Genomic DNA, 22843 nt, shown 5'->3' on the forward strand with positions numbered 1-22843 from the left:
GACCTCGCCCGGTGAGTCAGCCCGGTCGAGCCGTCGGGTCAGGCCCGGGCCAGCTCGGTGAGCCGCCAGCCGTCGAGGTCACCGGTGACGAACCCCGCCACCTCGAGGGCACCCAACGCGCCCCGGACCTCGCGCAGACCGAGCCCGGCCGTGCGGGCGATGGAGTCGGACCCGGCGGCGCTGACCGCGGGCACGGCGTCGAGCACCTGACGCTGACGCAGGGTCAGCCGGTCACGGTCGGTGACGACGTCGCGGGGCGGCTCCACGAGGTGGGCGCCGGCGGGCGACACGACCTCGAGGACGTCGGCACCGCGGGTCACCAGTGACATGGCCCCGCTGCGCAGCTGCTCGTGGACGCCCTCGGAGGCCGCGCTCGTGACGGGCCCGGGCACCCCCATCACGTGGCGGTTGAGCCGACCCGCCCAGTTGGCCGTGTTGAGGGCGCCGCTGCGCCGGGCCGCCTCGACGACCACCGTGCCGCGGGTCAGCGCCGCGATCAGCCGGTTGCGGGCCAGGAAGCGGATCTTGTGGGGTGCGCAGCCAGGAGGGGCCTCGGAGACGATCGCGCCGGTGCGGCCGATGTGGGCGAACATCGCCTCGTGGGCGACGGGGTAGACCCGGTCGGCCCCGCAGGCAACCACGGAGACCGTCGGCGCTCCCGTGGAGACGGCGCCGCGGTGGGCCGCCCGGTCGATGCCGAAGGCGCCGCCCGACACCACGAGGAGACCGGCCTCGGCGGCCGCGGCCGCGATCTCGCTGGCCACCTCGTCGCCGTAGGCCGTGGCGGCGCGAGAGCCGACCACGGCCAGCGACTCGGCGAGGCCGTCGAGGCGGAACGGGCCCTTGACCCACAGCCCGATGGGTACGCCGCCCCGCTCGTGGAGCGTGCCCGCCCCCGCGAGGTCGTCGAGCGTCGTCGGCCACTCCGCATCGCCCGGGACCACGAACCGCAGCCCCATCCGCTCAGCCCGGTCGAGCTCGAGGGCCGGGTCGAGGGCGGCCAACCGGGTCGCGACGTCGGTCTGCAGGCCCTGCAGGTCGCACTCGGCCAGCAGGAGGTCGCGCAGCCGGACCGGGCCCAGCTCGGCCACCAGCCCGGTCATCCTGGTCTCGCCGGGCTCGCCGAGACGACTGAGGGCCACCCGCGCCAGGCGCTCGGCCTCCGGGGCACTCATCCTGCGGCCCGGCGGGCGGTCGTGGCGACGGCGAGGGGCTCGCCCTTGCGGAGCTGGAGCGCGACCGCGACCTGGGCGACCCCCGGGACGACGTCACGGCCCGAGACCACCGAGGCGAGGTCGGCCAGGGTCCAGGCCAGGCGCTGCACCCGTACGGCGCCGCGGCTGCTCAGCCGGCCGTCGTAGAGGTCGCGGTCGAGCATCCGCTGACCGGCGTCGCTCAGCGGCCACCGGTCGCGCAGCAACGGGCTCGGCACGTGGGCGTTGAGCCGCCAGCTGCAGTCGGCGTAGCGCGCCTGCTGCCGGGCCCGGGCGGCCGCGACCCGGACCCGCACCTCGGCGGAGGTCTCCGGTGCCGTGAACGGATCTCGCTGGTCCTTGCGCAGCGGTCCGACGAGGCGTGTGATGTCGACCCGGTCGGCCAGCGGGCCGGTGAGCTTGTTGCGGTAGTCGCGCAGCTGGGTGGCCTTGCAGCGACACCGGTTCTGGCCGTTGTCGGCCGACCAGTCGCCGCACGGGCACGGGTTGCAGGCCAGGACCAGCATCCCCCGGGCCGGGAGGGTCACCGACTCCTCGGCCCGCGCGACGGTGACGTCGCCGCTCTCGAGCGGCTGACGCAGGGCCTCGATGATGTCGGTGCGGAAGAGCGGGAACTCGTCGAGGAAGAGCACGCCCGCGTGGGCTCGGCTGATCTCGCCGGGCCGCACCTGTCCGTTGCCGCCGCCGATGAGGCTCGCCTTGCTGGCGTCGTGGTGGGGTGCGGAGAACGGCGGTCGGGTGATCAGCCCGTCGCCCGGCTCCAGCACGCCGGCGAGGGAGTGGACGGCGGTCAGCTCGAGCGACTCCTCGGCCCCGAGGTCGGGCAGCAGGCTCGGGATGCGCTCGGCCAGGCTCGTCTTGCCGGCGCCCTTGGGGCCGGACAGGAGCAGGGCGTGGCCGCCGGCCGCGGCCACCTCGGCGGCGTACTTGGCGTCGGCCATGCCGTGCAGGTCGGCCAGGTCGACCTCCTCCAGGCGCTCCTCACCGCGCCACGACAGCAGCCGGGAGCCGCTCATCGGCGCCACGGGTGGCGCCTCGGGCACCGGTTCACCCTGCAGCTCGGCGACCACCTGGGACAGGGACCGCACGCCGAAGACGGTCATGCCGGGCACCATCGCCGCCTCGCGCGCCTCGGGCTCGGGCACGAAGACGTGGCGCACCCCGCGGTCGGCGGCGGCCAGGACCATCGGCAGGACCCCGGGCACGCATCGCAGGCCGCCGTCGAGGGTGAGCTCGCCGATGAACGCCGTGTCGACCAGGGCGTTGAGGGGCACGACCCCGTCGGCGGCGAGGATCGCCACCGCGACCGCCAGGTCGAAGTGGGGTCCACGCTTGACCAGGTCGGCCGGCGACAGCAGGACGGTGACCCGGCGGGTGGTGGCCGGCCAGGTGAACTCGCTGTTGACGATCGCCATCCGGCAGCGGTCGCCGGCCTCCCGCAGGGACTGGTCGGGCCGACCCACGATCACGAAGTTGGACCCGCCGGGCGACACGTCGGCCTGGACGTCGACGAGGTGGCCCAGGGCACCGTGCAGGGAGACGGTGCGGGCGGTCGCGAACGGCATCAGCACAGTCCCCGCACGTGCTCGACCAGCGCCGCACCGCGCGGCGGGCGCAGCACCGCCACCAGGTCGACGCGGGTCTCGTCGGGGCTCAGGCCGCGGGCCCGCGCCCAGCGCTGGCCGAGCCGGTGCAGCCGCTCGAGCTTGGCCGGGGTGACGGCCTCGTGGGGCGTGCCGCTGAGCACGCTGGTGCGGGTCTTGACCTCGCACACCACCAGCACCGCACCCTCGCGCAGCACCAGGTCGATCTCACCCTCGTCGCAGCGCCAGTTGCGGTCCAGGACCACCAGACCGGCCTCGACCAGGTGCCGCGCGGCCACGTCCTCGCCGTAGGCCCCGAGAGCCTGCCTGGCCTGCGCCGTCGTGCCCGGGACGGTGGTGCCCGTCGTGCTGACCGGCGTACTGACCGGCGTACTGACCGGCGTGCTCATCTGTGTCATCGGCTGACCTCCTGCGGCCAGCGTCTCCCCCGCAGACCACGGTCCGCTCAGCCCGAGAACACCCCTGTGGACGACGCCACGACCACCGGGCTCTGTGGACGGTTCGTGGCTGATTCCACAGGAAGGTCCCTCAGGGCTTGGCGGATCGACGTCGGGCTGCACGAAATCCTCGGCGTTGACGTCGTTGACGGTCCCGGCGCATCTGCTGCAGGCCTAGTTGAGGGCCCTTGCCATTGATTCGACCTCGTCGAGCTTCGTCGCGTCGAGATCGACCCGAACAAACACGATCCATCGATGCCCGAGCTCGGCGACCACTGCGTCGTCGACCGCGATCTCGTCGAAGCGTGACAGTGCCACCGGGCTCGCTGCCGGCTCGGACTGGGCGCCGTCGCCGTCGTCGTCGCAGCGATCGAGGGTTCCACCGTCCAGACCGCCCCACGTCTCGTCGGGGCTCACGTCGTACGGAAGTGACTCGTAGGTCCGACCGTCCAGGTGAACCCGAGGATCACAGTCAGCAGACCCGGTCGAGGCCTCACCCGAACAGGCCACGAGCACAGCCACCGAGACAAGTGACAGGCCGACACCGGTCAGCCAGGGAGGGCCGCCGCCTCCGCCGGCGTCATTCTCCGAGGGCATCGCGCAACTCGTCGACGGTGTCGATCGACTGCCAGCCGTCAGACATCTCGCTGACGACCGTCCCTTCGATTCCCACGTCTGCATCCTGCGGGATCCTGCGCAGGATCGTCGAGCGCGTCGTCGACGGCGGCGTAGCCGATCTTGTCCACGAGGCTCTGGGGGCCGGTCACCCAGCTGGCTCCACAGGAAGGTCGCTCAGGGCTTGGGCGGATCGACGTCGGGCTGCACGAGCTCCTCGACGTTGACGTCCTTGAAGGTCAGCACCTTGACGTTCTTGGCGAAGCGGGCCGGGCGGTACATGTCCCACACCCAGGCATCGGACATCGTCACCTCGAAGAAGACGTCGTCGGCCTCGGTGCGGGCCTTCACATCGACCTGGTTGCACAGGTAGAACCGGCGGTCGGTCTCGACGACGTACTTGAAGATCCCGACGACGTCGCGGTACTCGCGGTAGAGGGTGAGCTCCTGCTCCGTCTCGTACTTCTCGAGATCCTCGGCACTCATGGTGCGAGCCTAGACGCATGACCCCCACTGACTTGCTGGACCCGCAGGGACCGCCGCTGAGCCGGGGGTCGGTGCACCAGTGGTGGCGCGACCTGACCTTCGTGCACTGGCGGGTCGAGCCCGAGCGGGTGGCGCCGCTGCTGCCGCGCGGGGTGCGGCCCGACGTCCACGACGGGTCGAGCTGGGTCGGGCTGATCCCGTTCACGCTGGCCGGCGCCGGGCTCGGGGCGGCGGGCGCCGCCGTGCCCTACCTCGGCACCTTCCTGGAGACCAACGTGCGTCTCTACTCAGTCGACGACCAGGGCCGTCGGGGCGTGGTGTTCCTGTCGCTGGAGACGCAGCGGGTGGCCATGGTGGCCGCCGCCAACCTGTCGCTCGCGGTCCCCTACCGCTGGGCCCGGATGACCCGCGAGCCCGCGCGGCTCCCGCACGACCCGACCGGCGCGGTCGTCACCTATCGGACCCGACGGCTCACCGGCGACCACCCGCGCAGCACCGTGTCGGTCGAGGTGGGTACGCCGGTCGTCGAGCCCGACGCCCTGCAGCTCTTCCTGAGCTCGCGCTTCGGCGCCCACACGGCCGCCTGGGGCCGCACCCTCTGGGTACCCAACACGCATGGCCCGTGGCCGCTGCGCGAGGCGCGCCTCCTCGGGCTCGACGACGAGCTCGTGGCCGCCGCCGGGCTGCCCGGGGTGGTGGACTCACGCCCCGAGTCGGTGCTGTTCTCCAGCGGGGTCCACACCGTCTTCGGGCTCCCCGAGGTGGTCTGCTGACGGTGCCCCGGCTCAGGGCCGAGTGGTCGGCGATCCGAGCGCGACGATTGCTGCAGCCATGAGATCGGGTTGCGCAAGCCACGGGAGCTCGGAGGCGGAGTCGACCATGACGAGGGCCCCGTGCGCACAGCGAGCGACGAGCGCCTCGACCATCGCATGATGTAGTGCCAGGTCGGTCTGTGGCGATGTACGAGCGAACGCGAGCACGGGCTGCTCCAACGAACCGAGGAGGTCCGGCCACCAGGTCCCGCTTGCCGCGCCGCGCACCGCATCGAAGACGGTGTCGACGTTGTCGAGGAAGACGTCGTGGACCAGTCGTCGGTTCGCAGGAGAGAGTCCTGCACCGCTCTGGCTCGCGAGAAGTCGCGCCAGCGCCTCCGCGTCCCGCTCAGCCAGTGCCTCGAGAAGGTCCTCGTTGTCCGCAAAGACCCCGGCCAACCGCGCATCGAGGTCCGGGAACGGGACCTCCGGCATCTCCTGTCCCGGACTGGGGTCGATGAGGGCCACAGCCCGGACGGCGCCTCGAACCGCGAGGTGGACGGCGGCAGCAGCGTCGAGCCCGGCCGCGACCACCACGTCGAACTCGGCGACACCGCTGCGGTCGACGACGTGGTCGATGGTGCTCGTCATCTCGAAGATGGCACCTTCTGGGCGCGGCCACTCGACCTCGACGACCCGCATGTGTTCGCCCAGCACCGTGGCGAAGCGGCCCCAGATCCGACTGTCGTAGGGAATCGGACAGATGAGCAGCGCCGTGGCCGTCGGAGCGGAACCCGGGTCGGAGGTCATCAGCGGGACGTCCTCGCGCCCCTGATCCCGGCGGGTCCCCGCTGGCCCGAGCCGCTCTCGCGCCGCGGGGCGGCGGGCAGCGAGCAGGACCTGCAGGTGTGGTCGAACATCAGGATGCGGCGCATGACAGGTCCCCGAGACGTCTTCCGCCCGGCCCGGGCCGGGCGTGAGGCGACCATGTCCCGCACCAGAGCGCCGGTCAATGGGCAGGGCGGTCAGTGCCGACGACGAGCTCGTGACCGCCGCCGGGCTGCCCGAGGTGGTCTGCTGACGGCGCCGCTGCTCCCAGCGGCGGCACCAGGCCGGCGGCGCGGCGTACGTTGACGAACCGCATGCGGTGCACCGACGACGGGCCGTGGGCCTCGAGGGCCGCGGTGTGGGCCTCGGTGATGTAGCCCTTGTGCGTCTTGAAGTCGTACGCCGGGTGCTCGCGGTCGAGCTCGACCATGATCCGGTCGCGGGTGACCTTGGCGAGCACCGACGCCGCGGCGACGCAGGCCGCGACCCGGTCGCCCTTCCACACCGCGAGGCCGGGGGCGCCGAGCCCGTCGACCGGGAACCCGTCGGTCAGCACGAAGTCGGGCCGGACGTCGAGCTGGGCCACGGCCCGGCGCAGCGCCTCGATGTTGGCCACGTGCATGCCCAGCCGGTCGCACTCGCCGTGGGGCACGACCACGACGGCCCAGGCGAGGGCTCGTCGTACGACCTGCTCGTAGCAACGCTCGCGGGCCCGCTCGGTGAGCAGCTTGGAGTCGGCCAGCCCCGGCACGATGCCGGCCCGCCCCGGCGCCAGGATCGCGGCCCCGGCCACCAGCGGTCCGGCGCACGCACCCCGGCCGGCCTCGTCGGCGCCGGCCACCAGGGCGACACCGTGGCGGTGCAGGGCCCGCTCGTAGCCGTAGAGGCCGGCGTCGCGGCGCACGCTCAGGCCGCGCGGCAGGGTGCTCATCGGCCGGCGGAAGGAGCGTCGCGGAGCTCGTCGGACCCGCCGACGTGGCGCAGGTGGGACAGCGGCCAGGCCACGGCGAACACCGTGCCGACGACGAGGTCGACGTCGACGTAGGGGTCGCGGGCGCAGTCGACGTCGTCGGGCAGGCACAGGTGGACCGTGGAGTCGGCCGAGTTGGAGCGGTTGTCGCCCATCACGAAGAGCTTGCCGTCGGGAACCGGTCCCGCGGACCAGTCGCAGCCGATCATCGGCCCGTCGCAGGTGATGCCGGCCGGGCGGGAGGCGACGAAGCCCTCCTCGTCGACCGGCGTGCCGTTGACCAGGATCCGGCCCTGCTCGTCGCAGCAGGTGATCACGTCACCGGCCACGCCGACGACACGCTTCACGAGGTGTCCGCCCTCGGGGTAGAGCCCGATCGCGGACAGCACCCCCTGCAGGGGGCCGGGGTCGTCGGAGTCCTCGGCCCAGCCGCCGGGATCGCGGAAGACGATCACGTCGCCGCGGTGCGGGGACCCCCCGAACCAGGACGACACCTTCTGGACCAGGATCCGGTCGTCCTTGACCAGGCCGGGCTCCATCGAGTCCGACGGGATGTAGAAGGCCTGCACGAACAGCGCCTTGGCGACGATCGCCAGCACGACGGCCGCGGCCACCAGGAGCAGCAACTCCTGCCAGATCGGCAGCCGGCGGCGTACGGCGTGCCCGTCGCCCCCGGCACTCTCCGCGTCGTCGGCCACCGACGACTCGTCCCCCTGGCCCGCGGGGGCCAGGGGGACGTCGTCGTCGGGGGTCACGCGTGAGATGCAACCACGAGGACCGAGGAGACCTCGGTCAGAACTCGCGGCGCTCCTTGATCTTGGCGGCCTTGCCGCGCAGGTTGCGCAGGTAGTAGAGCTTGGCGCGACGCACGTCGCCACGGGTCACGATCTCGATCTGCTCGAAGATCGGGCTGTTGAGCGGGAAGGTGCGCTCGACGCCGACACCGAACGAGACCTTGCGGACCGTGAAGGTGCGCCCGATGCCGGACCCGTGGATGCGGATGACGACGCCCTGGAAGACCTGGACGCGGGCGCGGTTGCCCTCGACGACCTTGACGTGGACCTTGACGGTGTCGCCGGCGCGGAAGGCCGGGACGTCGGTGCGCTTCTGGGCGTTGCCCAGCTCGGCGATGATGTTGGTCATGTGTGTCTCCTCGCGAGTGCCACAGGTCAGCCGCGGAACGGATGGGTGTTCGAAGGTGGTGCGTGTCGGCCAGACCGCGGTGGCCGGCGGCGTGAGGCGTCCCCTGTGGCAGGCACCTGACGCAGTCCCCCCGGGTGGTCGTCACGTGACGGATCAGTGACGGATCGGGGCGGACCTTCGGCCGGTCGGACCGACGGTCGAGTCTGCCACAGCGCTAGGAGCGTGAGCCAATCCGCTGGTCGCGCGACCGGGTCTTGGTCAGCACCACCGCCAGCGGCGGCGCGGCGATGTCGGGACGCAGCCGGAACCCGGCCTTGCGGTACATCCGGATGTTGGCGTGGCTCTGCGCCCCCGTGAAGAGCACGTACGACGTCGCCTCGGGGGGTGCGACCCGCTGGACGTGCTCCAGCAGCAGGCGCCCGAGCCCGCGACCCTGCAGGTCGGGAGCGACCATGACCCGGCCGATGTCCCAGGCGTCGCCGACGAGCCGACCTCGTACGGCGCCGACGAGCCGGCCCCCGTCGCTCGGCACGCGCACGACGTACGTCGTCCACTCGTCGAGCCAGGCCAGGACGTCGTCGAGCGACTCGTGCAGGGCGGGGATGCCGGCGACGTCGTCGTTGACGATCGCCTCCTGCAGCCAGCAGGCGCGCTGGAGCGTGAGCAGCTCACCGGCGTCGGCCCGGGTCGCCGGCACGATGGTCCAGTCGGTGCCCGTGGCGGTCGGGGGCAGCAGGTCGGGACGGCGCCGGGCGGTGCGCTCGAGGGCCTGCTCGCGACGCCAGGCGGCGATCCGGCCGTGGTCTCCGGACAGCAGCACCGGCGGCACCTCGTGCCCGCGCCAGGAGGACGGCTTGGTGTAGACGGGGTACTCGAGCAGCCCGTCCTCGTGGGACTCCTCCACCAGGGAGCTCGCGTTGCCCATGAAGCCGGGAAGCAGCCGCACGACCGCCTCGGTGATCGCGAGCGCGGCGACCTCTCCCCCGTTGAGCACGTAGTCGCCGAGGCTGACCTCGACGACCTCGTCGACCTCGGCGCGGGTCGCGGCGTGGTCGAGCACGCGCTGGTCGATGCCCTCGTAGCGACCGCAGGCGAACACCAGGTGCTCGCGGCCGGCCAGGTCGCGGGCCAGGGCCTGGGTGAACGGGCGGCCCGACGGGGTCGGCACGACGAGGGTCGCGCGCGCCGGCGGCGCCGGGAGCACGGCGTCGAGGGCCGCGCCCCACGCCTCGGGCTTCATCACCATGCCCGCGCCCCCGCCGTACGGCGTGTCGTCGACGGTGCGGTGCCGGTCGGTCGTCCAGGTGCGCAGGTCGTGGACCGCGACGCTCAGCAGGCCCGAGTCGACGGCCTTGCCGGCCAGCGAGAGCGACAGCGGGGCGAAGAAGTCGGGGAAGATCGTGACGTAGTCGAGGCGCACCGCGGGCTCAGTCCGGGAGCGGGGCGACGAGCCCGGGCCGGTCGGCCACGACCACGCGACCACCGGCCACGTCGACCTCGGGCACCAGGGCCGACACGAACGGCACCAGGGTGGGCCGGCCGTCGACGGCGCGGACCGCGAGCAGGTCCTGGGCACCGCCGTGGACCAACCCGGTCACCTCGCCGAGCAGGGTGCCGTCGAGGTCGTGGACCGCGAGGCCGACCAGCTGGTGGTCGTAGAACTCGTCGGGGTCGTCGGGGGTCTCGTCGGCGGCGATGTCGGCGTGCAGGACGACGCCTCGGGCACCCTCGGCCTCGTTGCGGTCGGAGAACTCGGCGAAGGTCACCAGCAGCGTCGACTGGTGCCAGCGCGTGCGGACCACGGTGAGGGTGCGGTGGGCGAAGGCGGACCCGCGGGGCGCCTCGGCGCGCAGCACGGCCCCCTCGGCGTAGCGCCGCTCGGGCTCGTCACTGCGCAGGTCGACGGTCAGCTCGCCGCGGATGCCGTGCGGCTTGCCGATCCGGCCGACGACCACCTCGATCGTCTCGGTCACGTCTGTCCTCCTGGAGTCAAAACTGCGCTGACCCGTCGTACATGTACGACGGGTCAGCGTGAAGCGGTTGCCTAGCGGCGGCCGGGTGCCCGGTCGACGTCGACGAAGTCGATGCGCGCGCCCTCACGGCCGGCGAGGGCCGAGATCACGGTGCGGAACGCCGAGGCGGTCCGCCCACCGCGACCGATGACCTTGCCGAGGTCGTCGGGGTGCACGCGCACCTCGAGGATCGACCCCTTGCGCAGCTGCTTGTCGCGCACCGACACCTCGTCGGGGTTGTCGACGACACCCCGGACGAGGTGCTCGAGCGCGTCGGCGAGCATCAGGCGCTCGGCTCGGCGTCGGTCTTGGTCTCAGCGGCGTCGGCGGCGGGCGCCTCGGCAGCAGGCGCGTCGGCGGCGGGGGTCTCCTCGGCGGGAGCCTCGTCGGCCTTCTTGTCGGCCTTGGGCTCGGTCTTCTTCTCGGCCTTCTTGGCGGCGGACTTCTTCGTCACGGCCTCGGCCGACGAGTCGCCGCCGGCCTCCTTGAGGGCCTCGTTGAAGATGTCCTGCTTCGCGGTCTTGGCCGGCTTGACCTGGAGGGTGCCCTCGGTGCCCGAGATGCCCCGGAAGGTCTGCCAGTCACCGGTGATCCGGAGGATCTTGGCGACGGCCTCGGACGGCTGCGCGCCGACGCCGAGCCAGTACTGCGCCCGGTCGGAGACCACCTTGATGTAGGAGGGGTCCTCCTTGGGGTGGTAGATCCCGATCTCCTCGAGGACCTTGCCGTCGCGCTTCTTGCGCGAGTCGACCACGACGATGCGGTACTGCGGAACCCGGACCTTGCCCAGGCGCTTCAAACGGATCTTGACGGCCACGGTTGTGGTGTCTCCTCGTAGTTCGTGTGTGGGTGAGGCTGTCGGGGCACGGGTGGGGAACACCAGGCTGACAGTCTCGGATGGCCACGACGCGTCGGAGAGAGGGTCCGGTCGCGCGGGACTCAGCGCCCGAGTGTGCCAGACGCACCGGGCCGGGCGTGAATTCGCCGACAACCAATGTCCGGGTCCCGCCGTCACAGTGCCATGACCGTCCTCGCCCACCCCGCTGCCCACCCCGCCGCCCGCCCGTCGTACGTCGGCCCGAGCCCGCAGCGCTTCTCCCAGCGGCACCCGTGGCTGTTCCCGTGGGCGGTCCGCGCCCACCAGGTGCGCCGCCACGTGCAGTGGCTACGCCCCGGTACGACGTGGGCGCGCGACACCGAGGCAGCCGACCTGCCGGTGCGGGTCAAGGAGCACGGCTCGCTGCTGATGCGCGAGCTCTCGGAGGACGAGATGCTGCTCCAGCGCAACAAGGTCGTCAACCTGCGCCTCGCCTCGGCCCGGACCGACCGGGTGGTCGTCCGGCCCGGCGAGACCTTCAGCTTCAACAGGGTCGTGGGCAGCTGCACCGCCCGCAAGGGCTACGTGGAGGGGATGCGGCTCTCCAACGGAGACGCGATCTCCGGTGTCGGCGGCGGGATCTGCCAGCTCGCCAACCTGATCCACTGGATGGTGCTCCACTCCCCGCTGACCGTCGTGGAGCGCAGCGAGCACTCCTTCGACCCGTTCCCCGACAAGGGCCGGGTGCTGCCGTGGGGCGTCGGGTGCTCGATCGTCTACAACTACGTCGACCTGGTCTTCCGCAACGACACCGACACCACCTTCCAGCTCCGCACCTGGGTCGGTGAGCGGCACCTGCGCGGCGAGCTGCGCGCCGACCGGGCCACGCCCACGTCGTACCGCGTCGAGGCGCGGCACGAGGAGTTCGTCGCCGAGGGCGTCGACGCCGACGGGGCCGAGCAGGTCTACCGCCACAACGAGATCTGGCGCACCGTCATCGACAAGCGCACGGGCAACACCGTGGGCGAGGAGCTCGTCAAGCGCAACCGGGCGTTGGTCAGGTACCTCCCCGAGGCGGCCCTCGTCCGGCGATGATGGAGCCGTGAGCCATCCGTCGTACAGCCCCCCGCCCCCGGCCGACCAGAAGTACCGTCCCCGCGCCCGCTGGTTCGTCGTCGGTGTCGTGCTGGTCGTGCTGGCGGGCGTCGTGTTCGTGGGCGGGCTGTTCCTGGTGCTGCGTCCGTTGACCCAGGAGGACGGCATCGTGGCGGCCGGCGACGGACCGGTGACGCTGGACGTCCCGGCCGGCGAGGAGCGGGCGATCTTCACCCGCGACGACGAGCCCGTCGACTGCACGATCACCGACTCCGCCGGGGAGGCACGGCCGCTGCGGGGCATCTCGGGTGACTTCACCTACAACGAGTGGACCGCTCAGCAGCGCTTCGACACCGGGTCCGGCGACGTCGTGCTCGACTGCACGTCGACCGTCGAGGGCGCGGAGGCGAGGATCGCTCAGGTGCCGTCGACCGGCGGCTTCGTGGTCGGGCTGCTCGTCGCGATCCTGGGCCCGTTGGCCCTCGGGTTCGCCGGGGTGGTCGTCCTGATCGTCACCGGCATCCTGTACGCCGTCCGCCCGGCCCGGCCGCGCCAGCCGCGCGAGTAGTCGCAGCGGGGGCGGCGCAGCGCCATCCTGGCGCGCGATCGGAAGCGGCAGGCGGGGCTCAGATGCCGCCCAGGCGGTTCTCCAGGTAACCGGGCGGGTAGTGGGGCACCACCGGGGCCGGGTTGTCGTGCTCGTCGATCTTCTTGCGCACCTCGCCGAAGCCCGCACCCACGTTGTCGTCGTGCTTCTCCATCTCGTCGGCCACGACCCGGAGCATCTCGCCGGCCCACTGGAACTCGAGCGCGGTCTCGTCGATCTCCTTCTGCAGGGCGTAGGAGGCCGCCGAGTACTCGCTGTAGCAGCCGAAGAACCCGACGCCGACCTCGCTGCTGCCGCGGGACCAGGGGGCGGCGGAGTCACCGGCATCGAAGCTGGTGCCCGCCGCTGCGAGCTCGGGCCCGACCTTGTCGACCAGGTTGCCGGCAGCCTCGCGCACCTCCCACGGCTCGATGACGATCTCGCCCTCTCCCCCCTCGTAGCCGCCCACGAAGTCGTCGACGGAGTCGGCGTCGTAGACCCCGGCCGGACGATCGACGGTGTAGGACTCCTCGTCGCTGCCCCCGCTGGTCCGTGCCTTGGGAGCGGAGTCGATGTGGGACTTGAGGTTGAGCAGGCTCTGCTTGATGTCACCCTCGACGGTCCTGGAGATCTCCAGCATCTTGTCGCGGTGCTCCTGGCAGTTCTTCAACACCTCGAACAGCCCGCCGCTCAGCGGGTTGGGCTCGGGGGGCTTGCTCCCCCCGAAGGTGTCGACCAGCAGGTTCGTCACGGAGGTGGCCTTGTCGATGGCCCCCGTGATCGGCGAGAAGACGGGGAAGTACCCCAGCACCTGGCTGATGGTCTCGAAGGCCGACAGCGCGTCCTTCAGGCTGATGTCGCCGGCGTCGGCGAAGGCGTTGTTGGCGTTGGTGATGAAGAGCATCGAGTCGTGGCGCATCCGCGTCCACAGCTCCTTCTCCTCGAGCAGGGTGACCCGCAGCACCTCGCCGGCCAGGGCCTGGTTGCCCACCACCCGGTTGAACAGGTTGAGGTAGGTGGCGAACGCGCTGGCCGACTGTCCGTGCCAGCCGTTCAGCTTCTGGGCGGTGTCCTCGATCAGGCCCAGGGTGGTGTTGCCGTCGTAGGCGATGTTGGACGGGTCGCTCGCGGTGGAGTCGCTGGAGCCGGCATTGCCCGAGGCGGAGATCTGGGAGAGGGCTGATCGCACCGCGTCGGCCAGGGTCTGGAAGTCAGCGGGGTCGGGAAGGTCGCGCAGCGGCTCGAACAGGGGCGGGATCTCGGTCTCCCAGACCTGGTAGACCTGGCCGAGCGTGGTGCTCGGGTCGCGCAGCTGACCGTCGGGCCCGGGCCCACTGATGTTGCCGTCCGTGGGTGCCAGCGGGTAGTCGGGGTAGCCCTGCCCGGGACCGGGTTGGGGCGTGGTGTCGGCGCCGAGGGCGAAGGTGACCATGCCGTCGGAGGCCTTGACCCAGCCGTTGGTGAAGAGGTCCTTGTAGCAGGCGGTCTTGACCACCTCGTCGATGAGACCGTCGAAGCCTGCGTAGTCGTCGCTCATGAGGCTGTCTGTACCCACTGCCACGGGGCCCGAAACCGTGCGGCCGTCGCACCGCCCTCGGCACCGCCCTCGGCTCGGGTCAGGCGCGCGAGGCGACCACGGCACCCCGCAGCACCACGCACGCCGGGCGCGTCAGCGTGCCGAGGTCGACGCGCGGGTCCGCGTCGAGGACGACGAAGTCGGCCGCCGCGCCCTCCGCGAGCAGCGGCTCGAAGCCGAGCCAGCCCCGACCGCGCCACGACGCGGCGGCCACGACCTCGTCGGCCGGGATGCCGAGGTCGGCCAGCGCGAGCATCTCCTCGGCCAGGTAGCCGTGGCGCCCGGTGCCGCCGCCGTCGCTGCCGACGTAGAGCGCGACGCCGGCCTCGTGGGCGGCCAGGAGGGTCGCTCGACGCCGGGCGTGCAGCTCGTCCATCGTGGCGGCGTACGCCGGGAACTTGTCGCGACCGGAGGCCGCGAACTCCGGGAACTTGTCGGTCTGGAGCACGGTGGGCACCAGGGCCACTCCCCCGGCCGCCATCGCGTCGAGGTGACGCTCGCGCAGACCGGTGCCGTGCTCGATGCAGTCGATGCCAGCGGCGAGCAGCCCGTCGAGGACCTCGGTGCCGAAGCAGTGGGCGGTGACCTTGGCGCCCTCGGCGTGCGCGGCGTCGATCGCGGCGGCGAACGCGTCGGCGGGGAACGACGGCGTCAGGTCGCCGTCGTCGCGGGAGATCCAGTCGCCCACGAGCTTGACCCAGCCGTCGGAGCCGCGCGCCTCGGCGGCGACGGTCGTGGCCAGGTCGTCCGGCTCGACCTCGTGGGCGTAGCCGCGGATGTAGCGGCGGGTGCGCGCGACGTGGCGACCGGCGCGGACCAGGCGCGGCAGGTCGTCGCGTTGCTGGACCCAACGGGTGTCGACGGGCGACCCGCAGTCGCGCAGCAGCAGCACGCCGGTGTCGCGGTCGGCCACCGCCTGCCGCTCGACCTCCGCGTCGTCGACCCCGCCGCCGTCCTCGAGCCCGAGGTGGTTGTGGGCGTCGACGAGTCCCGGCAGCAGCCAGCCCTCGGCGGTCGTGTCGGCACCGGCCTGCGGCTCGTAGGTGATCCGGCCGTCGACCACGTAGAGGTCGCGGGGCTCGTCGTCGGGCAGCACGACACCCCGGAAGCGCTGGGCGGTCATGTCCTCGAATGTAGTCGGCGCCGATGGGTAAGGGGCCAGGCATGAGCGACGATCCCTGGTACGACGCGACCGAGGCGACCCACGACCAGGTCGAGGCCTACTGGGACACCCAGGGCCGCACCGACCGGGTGGGCTTCATCGGGCAGGCCCCGGGGTTCGCGTGCGACGCCTGGGCCCTGCTGCCGGTCTGGACCCGGACGACCGGGATCCTGCGCTCCTCGGGCCTCTCCGGCCCCCTCGACGTGGCTCCGGACGGGACGCCCTCCGGCGGTGAGCGCTTCGAGCTGTACGTCGAGGCGCCGGCCTGGGCGGACCGGGCGACCGTCGACTTCCTGGACGAGTGGTGGACGACCGCCCTGCTGCGGGTGATGTCGTCGTACGTCGGCACCGGGATGCTCCCCACGATCGAGGAGCACGGGCTGCTGACGATGGCCGTCACCGACTTCCCCGAGCGTCAGCACGCCTCGCTCGCCGGCTGGCTCGACGACGACGGGCGGGCGACCGTCGGCATCGGCCGCCTCGACACGGCACGCGACGGTCGGACGATCGACGTCGGCTGGGGCCGTGAGTCGCTGTTCCCGCTCACGCCGCTGCTGCCGGTCGAGGTCGCCTACCTGCGCGACACCGGTGACCGGGCTGGACTGCTGTCGGCCCTGCGGCGCGGTCCGACCCGGCACTGGGCGGTCGCGGAGCGGGAGCCCGTCGTACGACCCTGACGCCGTCAGGCGATCTCGCCGAGCAGCCAGGTCGGGCTCATCACCGTGGCGCCGTAGCGCTCGACGCGGCCCATCAGGATCCGGTCTGCGGTCACCACGCTGACCCGCGAACCGGCCTCGGCGGCGGCCTTGGTCTCCGCCACGATCGTGTCGTCGCCGCTCGCCCGGGCGTGGACGGTGCGGACGTGGGCGTCGCGGCCGGCGCGCACCCCGCCCTTGGCCGCACCCTCGAGCACCAGCACCACCACCTCGTGGGGCACGTCGCCGACCATCAGTTGCTCGTGCAAGCGCAGGGCCGCCCCGGCGCGGTCCTTCCACCAGCCGTCGGGGCGGCTGCCGACGACGTTGGCGCCGTCGACGACCAGCACGGTCGACGCCGGACGCGGGCTCACTTCAGGAACTTGGAGAAGTCCTGCGGCAGCTCGAGGTTGGCGGCCGCGGTCTCGTAGTCGATGTCGGCGCCACCACCGAAGGGGTTGGCGGCCGTCGCGGCCGCCTTCTCCTTGGCGGCCGCCGCCTCCTGCGCGGCCTTGGCCGGGTTGCCGGACTTCTTGGCGCCCTTGCCCTTCTTGGCCTGCTGCTTGGTCTTGCCGCGCTTGCCGCCGCCGGCGGCACCGGGCATCCCGGGCATGCCCGGCATCCCGGGCATGCCGCCGCCGCGGGCCATCTGCATCATCATCTTGCGCGCCTCGAAGAAGCGGTCGACGAGCTGGTTGATGTCGGAGACCTGGCGCCCGGACCCCTTGGCGATGCGGGCCCGGCGCGAGCCGTCGATCATCTTCGGGTTGGCCCGCTCGGCCGGCGTCATCGAGTGGATGATGCCCTGGATCCGGTCGATCTCGCGCTCGTCGAAGTTCTCCAGCTGCTCGCGCATCTGGCCCATCCCGGGCAGCATCCCGAGGATCTTCGACATCGAGCCGAGCTTGCGGACCTGCTGCATCTGCGACAGGAAGTCGTCGAGGGTGAACTCCCCGCCCTGGCCGCTCAGCTTGGCGGCGGCCTTCATGGCCTCTTCCTGGTCGAAGGCCTTCTCGGCCTGCTCGATCAGGGTGAGCATGTCGCCCATGTCGAGGATGCGCGAGGCCATCCGGTCGGGGTAGAAGACGTCGAAGTCGGTCGTCTTCTCGCCCGACGACGCGAACATCACGGGCCGTCCGGTGACCTTGCGGATCGACAGGGCCGCGCCGCCGCGGGCGTCACCATCGAGCTTGGTCAGCACCACGCCGTCGTAGCCGACGCCGTCGAGGAAGGCCTGGGCCGTGACGACAGCGTCCTGACCGATCATCGCGTCGACGACGAACAGGACCTCGTCGGGCTGGACGGCGTCACGGATGTCGGAGGCCTGCTGCATCAGCTCGGTGTCGACACCCAGACGGCCCGCGGTGTCGACGATGACGATGTCGTGCAGCCGCCGCTTGGCCTCCTCGATCGAGGCGCGGGCGACCGCGACCGGGTCCCCGACGCCGTTGCCGGGCTCGGGTGCGAAGACGGGGACGCCGACCCGCTCGCCGTTGACCTGCAGCTGCTTGACGGCGTTGGGGCGCTGCAGGTCGCAGGCCACGAGCAGCGGGGTCTTGCCCTGCTCCTTGAGCCACAGCGCGAGCTTGCCGGCGAGCGTGGTCTTGCCGGCTCCCTGGAGGCCGGCGAGCATGATGACGGTCGGGCCGGACTTGGCGAAGCGCAGCCGCCGGGTCTCGCCGCCGAGGATCTCGACGAGCTCCTCGTGGACGATCTTGATGATCTGCTGGGCGGGGTTGAGCGCCTGGCTCACCTCGTCGGCGCGGGCCCGCTCCTTGACGGCCGCCACGAAGTCCTTGACGACGGGCAGGGCGACGTCGGCCTCGAGCAGCGCGATGCGGATCTCGCGCGCGGTGGCGTCGATGTCGGCCTCGGAGAGCCGTCCCTTGCCGCGCAGGCTCTTGAACGTGTCGGCGAGTCGATCGGAGAGTGTGGCGAACACAGGGGTCCCGTCAGGTCAGGTCAGGTCGAAGCGGTGGATCGCGCCCAGCCTAACCGCGCGTGGCGTACCGTCAGGGGGTGGTCGTCCTCATCACCGTCGTTGCCGTGCTCGTCTCGGCCGGCCTCGCCATCTGGTTCGGCAACCACAGCCTGCGTTCGCAGGACGGGTCCAGCTCCGCGGGCGTGGGCAACGCCTTCGGCGGGTTCGACGTCTTCGACCCGGGTCGGGCCCGGATGCAGGAGGACCTCGACTCCAAGGAGACCGAGGGCTCGCAGTTCCCCGCCGACGACGGTGACGAGCGCGCCGTGCGCGTCGACCTGCGCGCCAACACCGTCCGCATCCGCAAGCCGACCGACCCGCCCGCCTGACCCGCCCGCCTGAGTCCGTCGGCTCAGGACGACGTCAGCGCCGCGCGTACGGCGTGCGCGGCCTCGGCGGCCCGGGTCTCCGACAGCGCGCCGGCCGACGGCTCCTGGAGGTAGAACACGTCGACCGCCTGGGGTCCCAGGGTGTCGACGTGGGCGGAGCGGACGGCGACGTCGAGGCTCGCCAGCGCCGCACACACGAGGTAGACGACACCCGGCCGGTCGGCGGCGCGGACCTCCAGCACGGTCGCCTGCTCGCTCGCCTCGGCGCGTACGACGACGCTCGGCGCCAGGCCGGTGGCCGGGTCGGACCCGGACGCAGAACCCGACGCGGGTGCGGACGCGGCCGAGGCGAAGCGGGTGCCGGGGTCGAGGCGACCGCCGACGATGGCGTCGTACTTGGTGCGCAGGATGGCCGCGTCGACCTCGTCGGAGGCGACCTCCCACACCGAGACGCCGTGGTCGCCCTGGGCCCAGACGCGGGCGGCGCGGATGGGGACGCGCTGCAGGGCGAACATGGCAGCGAAGTCGGCGAGCAGCCCGACCCGGTCGTGGGCGATCGTGGTGACCCGGCTCCCGTCGGCGAGGTGCTCGACCTCGATGGCGACGGCGTCGGGTCGCAGGTCGGCGGGGACGAGCACGTCGTCGGTCGTGATCGCCGGCAGCGCCACGCCGGTGTCGAGGGCGGCGTGGGCGCGGCGGGCGAGGTCGACGACGAGGCCCGCGCGCCACGAGGTCCAGGCCTTGGCCGAGGTCGCCTTCGCGTCGGCCTCGGTCAGGGCGCTGAGCAGCGACAGCGCCTCGGTCGTGCCGACCCGCGAGGTCACCAGCTCGATCGTGGCCGGGTCGTCGGGGTCGCGGGTGGTGGCCGTCTCGGCGAGCAGCAGGTGCCAGCGGACGAGCAGGCTGATCAGCTCGACCTCCTCGGCGTCGAAGCCCATCCGGGTCGCCACGGTCCGGGCGATCGGCTCACCGGCGACGCTGTGCTCGGTCAGTCCGCCCTTGCCGATGTCGTGCAGCAGCGCCGCGACCACGAGCACGTCGGGCCGGCCCACCGACCGGATCAGCGAGGAGGCCTCGATGCAGGTCTCGACGACGTGGCGGTCGACGGTGAACCGGTGGATGACCGAGGCGTGCGGCAGCATCCGGACCCGCTCCCACTCGGGCAGCAGGCTGCCGAGGGCGCCGGTCTCCTCGAGCGTCTCCCAGACCTCGAGCAGGCCTCGCCCCGAGGCGAGCAGCCGCACCAGGAGCCGCCGCGCCTCCTCGGGCCACGGGTCGGGCAGCGGGGCGCCGTCGCGGGCCAGCCGCGCCGCGGTGGGAGGGGCCAGGGCCAGCCCGCGCTCGGCGGCGGCCGTCGCCGCCCGCAGCAGGAGCAGGGGGTCGTGGGCGGGATCGGCGTTGCGGTCGAGCACGACCTCACCCTGCGAGAGGGCGACCCCGGGCGCCAGCGGCTCGAGCATCGGCCGTCGGGGCTGCTTGGGCGACGACGGCCGGGTCAGCACGCCGTCGACGCGGCGCCAGGCGAGCCGGGTGAGGTGGGTGATCCGACGACCCGCCTCGCGCACCAGCACCTGCGCGGCGCGCCCCTCGGGCTGGGTGTCCGGCAGGCCCAGTGCCGTCCCGATCTCGGCCCACATCTCCGGCGCCACCCGGTCGGTCGCCCGACCGGCGATGCCGTGCACGAGGTCGCGGACGTCGAGCAGCACCTGCCGGCTCCGCTCGAGGTCGGAGTGGGGTACGTCGACCAGCCAGGTCGCGACCAGGCCCCGCAGCGTGGTGGCGTCGCGCAGCCCGCCCTCGGCCTCCTTCAGGTCGGGCACCGAGAGGTGGGCCAGCTCGCCCATCAGCCGGTGGCGCGACTCCGACGCGGCGCGGATCTCGGGCAGCCGCTCGCGAGCACCCCGGCGCCAGTGGGCCAGCGTCGTCGTACGCAGGCGCAGGGTCAGGCCGGGGTCGCCGGCGACGTGGCGCACGTCGAGCAGCCCGGAGGCCACCCGGTGGTCGGCGTCGGCCGCCGCCAGCATCTCGGGCAGCGAGCGGACCGAGTGGTCGAGCCGGGCGCCGGAGTCCCAAAGGGGGTACCAGACCTGCTCGGCCAGCCCACCGAGCTCGACGCCCTCGTCGTGGACGAGGACCACGTCGAGGTCGGAGTAGGGGGCCAGCTCGGCGCGTCCGTAGCCACCGACGGCCACCATCGCGACCCCGGTGTCGGGCCCGCCGCACCCGGCGTACGCCGACGAGCAGAGCTCGTCGGCCTCGGTGGTGCGGGTCGCTCGCTCGGCGGCGGTCACTCCGGGTACGGCTCCTGTCGGTGGTCGGTCGGGTTCAGCGGCGGCCGGTCAGAGCGCGTCGCTGTCCTTGTCGCCGGTGCGGACCCGGACGACGGTCTCGAGCGGCGAGACCCAGATCTTGCCGTCGCCGATGCGGCCGGTGTGGGCGCTGCGCTGGATCGTCTCGGCGATCAGCGCGGCGTCCGCGTCGTCGACAGCGACCTCGAGCCGGATCTTGGGCACCAGCGTGATGTCGTACTCCGCACCCCGGTAGACCTCGGTGTGGCCCTTCTGGCGGCCGTAGCCGCTGACCTCGCTGACGGTCATGCCGGTCACGCCGACGGCCTCGAGGGCCTGGCGCACGTCCTCCCACTTGTGGGGCTTGATCACCGCGGTCACGAGCTTCATCGGGTCCTCCGGGCTGCTGGTGCTGCTGGTCAGGGGTTCGGCCGATCATGCCAGCGGCCCGGCGCTCCCCAGGAGTGCCGGGCCGCTGTGAGACTCACGTCCGGGGCGCCGGGCGCCCCGACCACCGAGCTGTCGACCACACGCGTCGATCGCCGGCGGCTCGAGCCGCCGGCGATCGACGAAGTCCTACAGCGCGGCCTCGTCCTTGTCGCCGGTACGGACGCGGATGACGGTGTCGACGGGGCTGACCCACACCTTGCCGTCACCGATGCGACCGGTCTGCGCGGTCTTGACGACGATCCCGACGACGTCGTCGGTGTCGTTGTCGTCGACGACGATCTCGATGCGGATCTTGGGGACCAGCGCGATGTCGTACTCGGCACCGCGGTAGACCTCGGTGTGGCCCTTCTGGCGGCCGTAGCCGCTGACCTCGCTGACGGTCATGCCGGTGACGCCGAAGGTCTCGAGGGCCTCGCGGACGTCCTCCCACTTGTGCGGCTTGATCACCGCGGTCACGAGCTTCATGCCTAGACCTCTTCCTTGGCGAGCGGGCTGGTGTGAGCGGCAAGGACGCCGGTCGCGCCACCGCTGATGCTGCCGGAGTGCAGGTCGTACGCCGACTCGCCGTGCTCGGCGAGGTCGATGCCGCCGACCTCGGCGTCCTCGTCGATGCGCAGGCCGAGGGTGAACTTGATCGCCAGCGCGATGACCGTGGTGAGCACGCCGGAGTAGGTGACCGCCACGAGGACACCGAGCACCTGGTCCCCCAGGGAGCCGAGACCGCCGCCGTACAGCAGTCCGTCGATGCCACCGGCACCCTCGGAGGTCGAGAAGACGCCGATCAGGACGGTACCGACGATGCCGCCGACCAGGTGGACGCCGACCACGTCGAGCGAGTCGTCGAGGCCGAACTTGAACTTCAGGCCGACTGCCCAGGCGCACACGGCACCGGCGATGGCCCCGATGGCGACGGCACCCTCGATGTCGACGGCGCCGCATGCCGGGGTGATGGCGACGAGGCCGGCCACGACGCCTGAGGCGGCGCCGAGCGAGGTGACCTTGCCGTGCAGGAGGCGCTCGACGAGCAGCCAGCCGAGGATCGCGGCCATCGTGGCCAGGGTGGTGTTGGCGAAGGTGCGGCCGGTCTCGCTCAGGAACTGCTCGTCGCTGTAGACGCCGTCGGCGAACACGATCGAGCCGACGTTGAAGCCGTACCAGCCGAGCCACAGCATGCCCGCACCGAGCATGGTCAGCGTCAGGTTGTGCGGACGCATCTTGTCGCGCGGCCACCCCACCCGCTTGCCGAGGAAGATCGCCAGCACGAGCGCAGCGACACCGGCGTTGATGTGCACGGCCGTGCCGCCGGCGTAGTCCTGGGCGCCGATGCGACCGCAGATGAGCGAGTCGTCGGTGCAGCTGAAGACCATGTGGGCCATCGGGAAGTAGACGATGATCGACCAGATCGGCACGAAGAGCATCCAGGCGGAGAACTTCATCCGATCGGCGACGGCACCGCTGATCAGTGCTGCGGTGATGATCGCGAAGGTCATCTGGAACATCACGCCGATGTAGGTGTCGGTCGTGACCCCGTCGAGCCAGAACAGCTCGAACGGCTTGGCGAAGAACGTGCCGTCGCCGCCGAAGCCCATCGACCAGCCGACGGCGACGTAGAGGATGCCGACGATCGCTGCCGAGATGAACGACATCATGATCATGTTGAGCACGGACTTGGAACGGGACATGCCGCCGTAGAACAGCGCCAGGGCCGGCACGGTCATCATCAGGACCAGAGCCGTGGCGATGAGCATGAAGGCGTAATAGCCGGTCACGAAACCTCCATGAGGGAGTGGGAACTCGGGAGGG

General features: G+C 72.1%; 26 protein-coding genes. 5 read left to right on the plus strand and 21 right to left on the minus strand.

From position 1 onward, the window contains the following. Positions 1-38 precede the first annotated feature (38 nt). From dprA to FJQ56_RS14405, 5 genes are all read right to left on the minus strand, one after another. Entirely contained in the window at positions 39-1175 is a 1137-nt protein-coding gene (gene dprA, locus FJQ56_RS14385) for a DNA-processing protein DprA (protein WP_140010238.1), read from the minus strand. Further along, positions 1172-2779 carry a YifB family Mg chelatase-like AAA ATPase gene (locus FJQ56_RS14390; RefSeq protein WP_140010239.1) on the minus strand — a complete coding sequence of 536 codons (1608 nt, stop codon included), beginning with the start codon at positions 2777-2779 and terminating at the stop codon, positions 1172-1174. Before FJQ56_RS14390 ends, dprA begins: the two co-directional genes overlap by 4 nt. Further along, a complete protein-coding gene (locus FJQ56_RS14395) occupies positions 2779-3216 on the minus strand; it encodes a YraN family protein (protein ID WP_281284683.1) in 438 nt (145 codons plus the stop codon). Before FJQ56_RS14395 ends, FJQ56_RS14390 begins: the two co-directional genes overlap by 1 nt. Before the next feature lie 213 nt (positions 3217-3429). Continuing rightward, positions 3430-3672, minus strand: coding sequence for a hypothetical protein (locus FJQ56_RS14400; RefSeq protein WP_140010240.1), 243 nt, complete (start codon positions 3670-3672; stop codon positions 3430-3432). Between the two features lie 375 nt (positions 3673-4047). Beyond that, positions 4048-4356 carry a DUF2469 domain-containing protein gene (locus FJQ56_RS14405; protein ID WP_140010241.1) on the minus strand — a complete coding sequence of 103 codons (309 nt, stop codon included), beginning with the start codon at positions 4354-4356 and terminating at the stop codon, positions 4048-4050. 17 nt (positions 4357-4373) lie between these two features. Here FJQ56_RS14405 and FJQ56_RS14410 point away from each other — a divergent pair, with 17 nt between their 5' ends. Further along, positions 4374-5129, plus strand: a complete 756-nt coding sequence (locus FJQ56_RS14410; protein ID WP_140010242.1) for a YqjF family protein — start codon at positions 4374-4376, stop codon at positions 5127-5129. Positions 5130-5141: 12 nt separating this feature from the next. On the opposite strand, the gene FJQ56_RS14415 is transcribed toward FJQ56_RS14410, so the two are convergent. From FJQ56_RS14415 to rpsP, 8 genes are all read right to left on the minus strand, one after another. After that, positions 5142-5918, minus strand: a complete 777-nt coding sequence (locus FJQ56_RS14415) for a hypothetical protein (RefSeq protein ID WP_140010243.1) — start codon at positions 5916-5918, stop codon at positions 5142-5144. Between the two features lie 199 nt (positions 5919-6117). After that, a complete protein-coding gene (locus FJQ56_RS14420; RefSeq protein ID WP_140010244.1) occupies positions 6118-6867 on the minus strand; it encodes a ribonuclease HII in 750 nt (249 codons plus the stop codon). After that, entirely contained in the window at positions 6864-7661 is a 798-nt protein-coding gene (gene lepB, locus FJQ56_RS14425; RefSeq protein ID WP_246084164.1) for a signal peptidase I, read from the minus strand. The genes FJQ56_RS14420 and lepB overlap by 4 nt, the downstream gene beginning before the upstream one ends. 37 nt (positions 7662-7698) lie before the next feature. Beyond that, positions 7699-8049, minus strand: a complete 351-nt coding sequence (rplS, locus tag FJQ56_RS14430) for a 50S ribosomal protein L19 (protein ID WP_140010245.1) — start codon at positions 8047-8049, stop codon at positions 7699-7701. Positions 8050-8263: 214 nt separating this feature from the next. Next, complete coding sequence (trmD, locus tag FJQ56_RS14435; RefSeq protein WP_140010246.1) at positions 8264-9469, minus strand: tRNA (guanosine(37)-N1)-methyltransferase TrmD; 1206 nt, start codon at positions 9467-9469, stop codon at positions 8264-8266. Positions 9470-9476: 7 nt separating this feature from the next. Beyond that, a complete protein-coding gene (gene rimM / locus FJQ56_RS14440) occupies positions 9477-10022 on the minus strand; it encodes a ribosome maturation factor RimM (RefSeq protein ID WP_246084165.1) in 546 nt (181 codons plus the stop codon). A 71-nt stretch (positions 10023-10093) separates the two neighbouring features. Then, positions 10094-10345, minus strand: coding sequence for an RNA-binding protein (locus FJQ56_RS14445; protein WP_140010247.1), 252 nt, complete (start codon positions 10343-10345; stop codon positions 10094-10096). Continuing rightward, positions 10345-10878, minus strand: a complete 534-nt coding sequence (gene rpsP / locus FJQ56_RS14450) for a 30S ribosomal protein S16 (RefSeq protein WP_140010248.1) — start codon at positions 10876-10878, stop codon at positions 10345-10347. The genes FJQ56_RS14445 and rpsP overlap by 1 nt, the downstream gene beginning before the upstream one ends. A 204-nt stretch (positions 10879-11082) precedes the next feature. On the opposite strand from rpsP, the gene FJQ56_RS14455 reads away from it, so the two are divergent. Further along, positions 11083-11973 (plus strand): VanW family protein, encoded by an 891-nt coding sequence (locus FJQ56_RS14455; protein WP_140010249.1) that lies wholly within the window; start codon positions 11083-11085, stop codon positions 11971-11973. A 7-nt stretch (positions 11974-11980) separates the two neighbouring features. Continuing rightward, complete coding sequence (locus FJQ56_RS14460) at positions 11981-12541, plus strand: hypothetical protein (RefSeq protein ID WP_140010250.1); 561 nt, start codon at positions 11981-11983, stop codon at positions 12539-12541. A 58-nt stretch (positions 12542-12599) separates the two neighbouring features. Here the strand turns inward: FJQ56_RS14460 and FJQ56_RS14465 are convergent, their stop codons facing one another. Together FJQ56_RS14465 and FJQ56_RS14470 are read right to left on the minus strand one after the other, a co-directional pair. Beyond that, positions 12600-14096 (minus strand): hypothetical protein, encoded by a 1497-nt coding sequence (locus tag FJQ56_RS14465; RefSeq protein ID WP_140010251.1) that lies wholly within the window; start codon positions 14094-14096, stop codon positions 12600-12602. 79 nt (positions 14097-14175) lie between these two features. Further along, positions 14176-15258, minus strand: coding sequence for an amidohydrolase family protein (locus tag FJQ56_RS14470; protein ID WP_140010252.1), 1083 nt, complete (start codon positions 15256-15258; stop codon positions 14176-14178). 41 nt (positions 15259-15299) lie between these two features. On the opposite strand from FJQ56_RS14470, the gene FJQ56_RS14475 reads away from it, so the two are divergent. Continuing rightward, on the plus strand, positions 15300-15974 hold the full coding sequence (locus FJQ56_RS14475; protein WP_140010253.1) for a hypothetical protein: 675 nt from the start codon (positions 15300-15302) through the stop codon (positions 15972-15974). Between the two features lie 5 nt (positions 15975-15979). Here the strand turns inward: FJQ56_RS14475 and FJQ56_RS14480 are convergent, their stop codons facing one another. Together FJQ56_RS14480 and ffh are read right to left on the minus strand one after the other, a co-directional pair. After that, positions 15980-16366, minus strand: a complete 387-nt coding sequence (locus FJQ56_RS14480) for an NYN domain-containing protein (RefSeq protein ID WP_140010254.1) — start codon at positions 16364-16366, stop codon at positions 15980-15982. Further along, positions 16363-17934, minus strand: a complete 1572-nt coding sequence (ffh, locus tag FJQ56_RS14485) for a signal recognition particle protein (RefSeq protein WP_140010255.1) — start codon at positions 17932-17934, stop codon at positions 16363-16365. The genes FJQ56_RS14480 and ffh overlap by 4 nt, the downstream gene beginning before the upstream one ends. Before the next feature lie 59 nt (positions 17935-17993). On the opposite strand from ffh, the gene FJQ56_RS14490 reads away from it, so the two are divergent. Beyond that, positions 17994-18302: a hypothetical protein gene (locus FJQ56_RS14490; RefSeq protein WP_140010256.1), complete on the plus strand. Its 309-nt coding sequence runs from the start codon at positions 17994-17996 to the stop codon at positions 18300-18302. 23 nt (positions 18303-18325) lie between these two features. On the opposite strand, the gene FJQ56_RS14495 is transcribed toward FJQ56_RS14490, so the two are convergent. The 4 genes from FJQ56_RS14495 to FJQ56_RS14510 all read right to left on the minus strand — a co-directional run bounded on the left by FJQ56_RS14495 (position 18326) and on the right by FJQ56_RS14510 (position 22809). Further along, the gene (locus FJQ56_RS14495) at positions 18326-20593 is read right to left on the minus strand and encodes a [protein-PII] uridylyltransferase (RefSeq protein ID WP_140010257.1); all 2268 of its coding nucleotides are present in this window, start codon (positions 20591-20593) and stop codon (positions 18326-18328) included. A gap of 48 nt (positions 20594-20641) precedes the next feature. After that, positions 20642-20980, minus strand: coding sequence for a P-II family nitrogen regulator (locus tag FJQ56_RS14500; protein WP_140010258.1), 339 nt, complete (start codon positions 20978-20980; stop codon positions 20642-20644). A 186-nt stretch (positions 20981-21166) separates the two neighbouring features. Continuing rightward, positions 21167-21505 (minus strand): P-II family nitrogen regulator, encoded by a 339-nt coding sequence (locus FJQ56_RS14505; protein ID WP_140010259.1) that lies wholly within the window; start codon positions 21503-21505, stop codon positions 21167-21169. A 2-nt stretch (positions 21506-21507) separates the two neighbouring features. Beyond that, a complete protein-coding gene (locus FJQ56_RS14510) occupies positions 21508-22809 on the minus strand; it encodes an ammonium transporter (RefSeq protein ID WP_246084166.1) in 1302 nt (433 codons plus the stop codon). Positions 22810-22843 lie beyond the last annotated feature (34 nt).

Source organism: Nocardioides plantarum, assembly GCF_006346395.1.
In the GTDB taxonomy this organism is placed as follows: domain Bacteria; phylum Actinomycetota; class Actinomycetes; order Propionibacteriales; family Nocardioidaceae; genus Nocardioides; species Nocardioides plantarum.

Excerpts from the sequence above, each read along its gene's own strand:
- FJQ56_RS14445 (WP_140010247.1), bottom strand. The coding sequence starts at position 10,345 with ATGCTCGCCGACGCGCTCGAGCACCTCGTCCGGGGTGTCGTCGACAAC.
- dprA (WP_140010238.1), bottom strand. The coding sequence starts at position 1,175 with ATGAGTGCCCCGGAGGCCGAGCGCCTGGCGCGGGTGGCCCTCAGTCGT.
- FJQ56_RS14405 (WP_140010241.1), bottom strand. The coding sequence starts at position 4,356 with ATGAGTGCCGAGGATCTCGAGAAGTACGAGACGGAGCAGGAGCTCACC.
- FJQ56_RS14410 (WP_140010242.1), top strand. The coding sequence starts at position 4,374 with ATGACCCCCACTGACTTGCTGGACCCGCAGGGACCGCCGCTGAGCCGG.
- FJQ56_RS14475 (WP_140010253.1), top strand. The coding sequence starts at position 15,300 with ATGAGCGACGATCCCTGGTACGACGCGACCGAGGCGACCCACGACCAG.
- FJQ56_RS14455 (WP_140010249.1), top strand. The coding sequence starts at position 11,083 with ATGACCGTCCTCGCCCACCCCGCTGCCCACCCCGCCGCCCGCCCGTCG.
- FJQ56_RS14420 (WP_140010244.1), bottom strand. The coding sequence starts at position 6,867 with ATGAGCACCCTGCCGCGCGGCCTGAGCGTGCGCCGCGACGCCGGCCTC.
- FJQ56_RS14470 (WP_140010252.1), bottom strand. The coding sequence starts at position 15,258 with ATGACCGCCCAGCGCTTCCGGGGTGTCGTGCTGCCCGACGACGAGCCC.
- FJQ56_RS14465 (WP_140010251.1), bottom strand. The coding sequence starts at position 14,096 with ATGAGCGACGACTACGCAGGCTTCGACGGTCTCATCGACGAGGTGGTC.
- FJQ56_RS14390 (WP_140010239.1), bottom strand. The coding sequence starts at position 2,779 with ATGCCGTTCGCGACCGCCCGCACCGTCTCCCTGCACGGTGCCCTGGGC.
- FJQ56_RS14415 (WP_140010243.1), bottom strand. The coding sequence starts at position 5,918 with ATGACCTCCGACCCGGGTTCCGCTCCGACGGCCACGGCGCTGCTCATC.
- FJQ56_RS14395 (WP_281284683.1), bottom strand. The coding sequence starts at position 3,216 with ATGACACAGATGAGCACGCCGGTCAGTACGCCGGTCAGTACGCCGGTC.
- FJQ56_RS14500 (WP_140010258.1), bottom strand. The coding sequence starts at position 20,980 with ATGAAGCTCGTGACCGCGGTGATCAAGCCCCACAAGTGGGAGGACGTG.
- rplS (WP_140010245.1), bottom strand. The coding sequence starts at position 8,049 with ATGACCAACATCATCGCCGAGCTGGGCAACGCCCAGAAGCGCACCGAC.
- FJQ56_RS14505 (WP_140010259.1), bottom strand. The coding sequence starts at position 21,505 with ATGAAGCTCGTGACCGCGGTGATCAAGCCGCACAAGTGGGAGGACGTC.